This window comes from Ruminococcus sp. RTP21198st1_G1_RTP21198_201120, assembly GCF_040924265.1.
GTDB classification, from domain to species: Bacteria; Bacillota; Clostridia; order Oscillospirales; family Ruminococcaceae; genus Hominimerdicola; species Hominimerdicola aceti.
In genome coordinates, this window is record NZ_JBCOMH010000034.1 from 1 (window position 1) to 5,514 (window position 5,514).

The 5,514-nt window shown below is 35.7% G+C and carries 4 protein-coding genes; all 4 read left to right on the top strand.

From position 1 onward, the window contains the following. Nucleotides 1-485, top strand: a 485-nt coding sequence (locus AB5627_RS14025; protein WP_368369910.1) for a hypothetical protein, incomplete at its 5' end; no start/stop codon positions are given. A 27-nt stretch (nucleotides 486-512) separates the two neighbouring features. Beyond that, nucleotides 513-2,963, top strand: coding sequence for a MobP3 family relaxase (mobP3, locus tag AB5627_RS14030; protein WP_302837865.1), 2,451 nt, complete (start codon nucleotides 513-515; stop codon nucleotides 2,961-2,963). A 311-nt stretch (nucleotides 2,964-3,274) separates the two neighbouring features. After that, complete coding sequence (locus AB5627_RS14035) at nucleotides 3,275-3,982, top strand: LytTR family DNA-binding domain-containing protein (RefSeq protein ID WP_117897879.1); 708 nt, start codon at nucleotides 3,275-3,277, stop codon at nucleotides 3,980-3,982. After that, a complete protein-coding gene (locus tag AB5627_RS14040; protein WP_368369911.1) occupies nucleotides 3,982-5,172 on the top strand; it encodes a GHKL domain-containing protein in 1,191 nt (396 codons plus the stop codon). The genes AB5627_RS14035 and AB5627_RS14040 overlap by 1 nt, the downstream gene beginning before the upstream one ends. Nucleotides 5,173-5,514 lie beyond the last annotated feature (342 nt).

Consider the following 5,514-nt stretch of genomic DNA (forward strand, 5'->3'; position numbering starts at 1 on the left):
TTTGCAAATTGCAGTCGGATAAAATTAAAAATACAGAAGAAAAAGCCGAAAAAACAGAGGTTTGCGAGGTCACATCTGAGTATAAAAAGCAAAGATTTGGACTAAAGATTTTTCCCGAAACTTTGGAAATAGTGGACACTCTTTTTAAGCACGATAATTGTAAATCACGCTCGGAATTTATTGAAAAGGCTGTGCGTTTTTATTGCGGGTATCTTTTGAACAAGGAGCATACGGCAACGGAATTTATTGCCCCGCAGCTAACGGCAATGGCGGAAGGAATAGTCAAAGGCACGGAACAGAGGTTGTCCCGTGCCTTATTTAAAATTGCAGTTGAACTTGGTGCAGTTACTCATATGCTTGCGGCGGTACATGAGATTGATGATGATACGATGATTAAACTGAGGGCTATGTGTATAGATGAGGTTAAACGCATTAACGGTGTTATTAATTTTGAGAAGGCTGTGAGGTATCAACGGTTAGATTAAATCACATAAAAATGGGGGTGATATGTTATGACTTTATCTCAAATTATCGTAACAAGCCGCTACCTAAAAAGCGGTACACAGAAAAGTAAAAACAAGCGCAGAAACTACACAAAGTACATCGCAACCCGTGAAACAGTTGAAGTCCGTGACCAAAACATTATGGATAGAAATGATAACGCTACAAAGAATCAAGAACAGCTTTTAAACGATCTGCTTTCAGATTTTCCCGAAGCTAAAAAATATTTGGAATATGAGGACTACACTGTGAACCCTACTGTAGAAAACGCTTCGGAACTAATCAGTACGATCATTGAGCGTAACGCTGACGTCATTGGTAATCGTCAGAATTTTGTCGGTTACATGGCTATGCGTCCGGGAGTTCAGAAAAGAGGTTCTCATGGTCTTTTCAATGAAAAAGATGAACCGATAATTCTTGACAGGGTAGCTAACGAAATAGCAAATCACAAAGGCAATGTCTGGTCCCACGTAATTTCACTTCGTCGTGAAGATGCAATTAGACTTGGTTACGATAATTCGGAAGCGTGGCGGCAGCTTGTTATGCGTCACATTTCAGATATTGCAAAAAATCAGAAAATTTCATTATGCAATTTAAAATGGTACGCCGCATTTCATGACACTACTCATCATCCGCATATTCATCTGCTTGTTTATTCCGAAAATACAAAGGAAGGATTCTTAACAAACGAGGAAATTAATAAGATTCGTTCAGCTTTTGCAAACGATATATTTCACGATGATTTGCAGTCCATATATCAGGAGCAGACATTAAGCCGTGACGAATTGAAAGCAGTATCAAAAACGGAGTTTGAAAGTGTTGTCAGAAAAATTCAGCAAAGCGATTTTGAAAATCCGCAGCTTGAAAATCTTATCCGCAAACTATATTCTCAGTTACAGAATGTTAAAGGCAAAAAAGTATATGGATATCTTCCTCAGGAGGTCAAAGAAACAGTCAACAGCATTTTTTCGGAACTTGCAAATGACGATAATATCCGTCAGCTTTATGAAAAATGGTGCAGTTTGGAGAGCTTGAAATACAAGACCTATACGCAAAAAGAAAAAGAACTGCCGCCATTGGTTGATAACAAAGTTTTTCAGCCTGTGCGGAATATGATAATCAGAACTGTGCTTGACATGAATTATCCTGTCATTGATGTAGAAATTGAAGAACCCGATCCAACAGAACAATTTGAGAATGATGACTTTTATGTTGATATTTCTCCACAGTTCGATGAATCTGAGCAATCCGAAAATGATAAAGTGACATTTTCAAATAACGATGATCTGACAGCCGAAGATTTCATTTGGAGTGGTGAAAATGCGGTAACAGTCGATGTTGATGACGCTCCGAAAAGCAAATATTACCTCAAGTGGAGTAGTTCCTACAAAGAAGCCTGCAAGCTGATTTATAACAAGCGATCAAAGCTTGAAGATTTTCAAAAAGCGGAGCAGCTTTTGCTTAACGAATCAGGGGCAGGTAATGTTCTTGCTATTCAAGATCTGGGCAAACTCTATTCTACTGATAAACTCGGCGAAAAAGATGAAAAAAAGTCTTTTTCATTCTACGAAGAAGCATTTCAGGGTTTTATGGAGATCGAGCCGGACTCAGATTTTATGTTTCCATATGAACCAAAATACAAAGGGCAGGTCATGAAACCCGTGGATATGCGTTCTTACGTTTGGTATAGAATCGGAAAAATGCATTGCTATGGTCTGGGAACGGAACAAGATTATGAAAAGGCATTTGAATGGTTTTTGAAGTCAGCTCAGGAGGGCAACAAATTCGCACAATACAGTCTCGCCAATTTATATTACTACGGCAACGGTGTGGAAAAAGACTTGTCGCAGGCGTTTTTGTGGTATCGCAAATCATCTGAACAGGGACAGCCTTATGCCCCATACGCTGTTGCTCAAATGTACGATAAAGGCGAATATGTAAGTCAAAGTGAAGAAACCGCACAAAGATATTACAAGGTCGCATTATCCGGTTTTCTTGAACTTGAAAGCAAGGGTCAGGCGGACGATAATCTATATTACAAACTGGGTGCTATGTACAAAAAGGGACTTGGAACGGAGATTGATATTCCTAAAGCCATCGAATATTTTGAAAAATCCGCTGAAAATATGTGGTCAACTTATCAGCTCGGCAGGCTTTATCTTTTCGGGGCAGAGGGAGTTGAAAAAGATAAGGAAAAGGCTGCCCAATGGCTTACAAAGTCCGCAAACGACGGTAATGAGTACGCTCAGAATATGCTTGACGATATGGGGCATTTTGAAAATATGCTACTTAGAAATACTGTTATGGGATTGTTTGTGAATTTAAGTAGGTGCATTGAAGATGATTATACACAGAAGTATAAATCGGTCAGACGAACAGTCGACAGCAGGCTGCGGAGGATGATAAGGTTGAAAAAGCAGGATATGGGAATTAAAGAGAATTTCACACAGAGCTTGGATTGATTTTTTGAAATAAATATATTAACCGTTGTAGAAAAATAAAAAATATGCTTAAATTCAAAAAGAGCTGGAAGAAAAATTGATAAAGCAACGGATTGTGGTATTCGGATAAATAAAAGTCAATCGCCTCCCCAAAAAAGCACAGCTATGGATAAATTGTTTCATAGACCGTGCTTTTTCACATAAATACAGATTTATGCAAATAATAATCGAAAACATTAAATCAGTAAATTTTGTTTATTTTATATTAGTGATTTCGATTTATATTGAAAAAGTTGGGATTTTGTGTTAAAATAAAATAAAGGAGTGATTTTATGAGAATTGCTATTTGTGACGATGAAAAAACTTACATTGAGAAATTAAAAAATGACATCAATTCGCTGCAGACTCATGAAAACGAATTCGAATTTTCAGAATTCGAAAGCGGAGAATCATTTATTGAACAATTTTCAAAAGATAAATATGATTTAGTTATTCTTGATATTGAGATGAAAGATTTGAATGGTTTGCAGACGGCTGAGTTTTTAAGGCAAATTGATAAAAATGTGATCCTTATTTTTATGACCAGTTTTGACAAATTCGTTTATCAAGGCTATGAAGTTAAGGCATTCAGATATATATTAAAAAATCAACCCAAGTCCATTTATTTGAAACAACTCAGCGATACAGTTCAAGAGTATTATAGAAATAAGAAATACATTAAAGTCATTGACGATGGTATCGAGAAAGAACTTCTTACAGTCGATATTTTGTATATAGAGGTTTATTCACATCAAATAGTCATCCATACGTTGAATAAACACTATTATCAAAAGGGTAAACTGGGCGACTATGAGAAAATGTTAGAAGGATGTTTATTTGTACGTTCCGATAAAAGCGTTCTGATAAACATTACTAATATTGACTACATTAAAAAGAATCAAGTATTTCTGAAGAATGGCAAAAGCCTATACGTCAGCAGAAATCATCTTGAAAATATCACAAAAGCTTTTTTGAAATTTAGCAGAAGCAGGTGGGGCTAATGTCTGTTAATGAATTAATTATAGAAATTCTAAATTGCATTGCTGAGAGCTCAATTATAATTTTTTACTTGTACAATATGATGAAAGAGAGCTTCAGAGTTCGAAAAAGAGCAATATTTCCGGCAACACTGCTTACCTCTATGATTCTTGCAGCAGTAACATTATTTTTTGAATATCCATGGATCAACTTGATCGCTACTTTTGTACTGATGACAGCTGTTTCCAACATAATGTTTGAATGTAAATTCGGTAAAAAACTTTTTTGTTCATTAATATTCTTGATAGTAATACTTGCTTCAGAATCACTTCCAATGGGAATACTTTATATATTGAATTTCGGAAGCCCCTTGGATCAATTAAATTCAGGTTTAGGCAGATATATTGGAATGGCTTGTTCAAAGCTATTTTGTTTCTGGTTTTCGGTATATATAATAGAGTATTCAAAAAACAAGCAGAAAGATATTCCATTAAAGAACTGGCTGTCAATTATATTAATACCGATTTTAAGTGTGGTCATTCTTAATGGGATTTTTGTGTCATATGGGTTAACCCATAGACAGACTATAAATTATTTGATTTCCGTTATTGGATTACTTGCACTTAATTTATTTGTGTTTAACTTTTTTGATACATATGCAAATCAATTGAAATTGAAAGTCATGGAACAGAGACTTAAATCAGAAGAAGAAAATTATATGCTGATTGAAAGTAAATACAACGAGATAAGGCAATTAAAGCATGATATAAATAATCAGATATCTGTGGCAAGATCTATGTTCCGCTATGGAAATCAAAATGAGGCAATTAGGCATCTGGAGAATTTATCAAACAGCTTATCAGACGCAGGTGGAATATGCTACACAGGTATTTCATCCGTTGATGCTATTATCAATATGAAATGGCAGGAAGCATTAAATAAAAATATACAATTCACAACTAAGATAAACGTGTTTGAATCAATGACCATAGACAATATGCTGATTTGTCGGATACTCGCTAATCTTCTTGATAATGCAATTGAAGGAGCAGAGCGCTGTTCATGTGTCAATAAATATATTCACATTTCAATGATACAAGTCGATAAGAAACTTCGAATTTGTGTTATAAATTCATCAGATGAGGTTGACACTCAGAACCTTAAATCCAGTAAGTCAGGAAATGGATTACATGGTATAGGTGTAAGAGTATAAAAAAAGCTGCGGATCAGTTGGGTGGAGTCACATCTTTTGAATGGGAGGACGAAACATTCACAGCCGACATGTTAATAAAGTATTAACGGAAAGAACAAATGACGTCCAAAAAGGTACTTTGGCGCAAAAGACTTGAAAAAAATAAATAGTATACGCTATACTGAAAACTAGGATCAGCTAGGAAAAGTATAGCGTATTTTTTATCCGGGAGAGCAATTAAACAATGAGGAAACCAGATCAGGAAACAAAGCGAGGAATAGTCATAACGTTAATTCTCAGTGCGATCTATGGCATAACGACATTAGTAACAGGTCAAGCCTGCAGCATAACCTATTGTCAGCC

Bases quoted from the DNA above. Each gene is read 5' to 3' on its own strand.
- mobP3 (WP_302837865.1), top strand. From the start codon at position 513: ATGACTTTATCTCAAATTATCGTAACAAGCCGCTACCTAAAAAGCGGT.
- AB5627_RS14035 (WP_117897879.1), top strand. From the start codon at position 3,275: ATGAGAATTGCTATTTGTGACGATGAAAAAACTTACATTGAGAAATTA.
- AB5627_RS14040 (WP_368369911.1), top strand. From the start codon at position 3,982: ATGTCTGTTAATGAATTAATTATAGAAATTCTAAATTGCATTGCTGAG.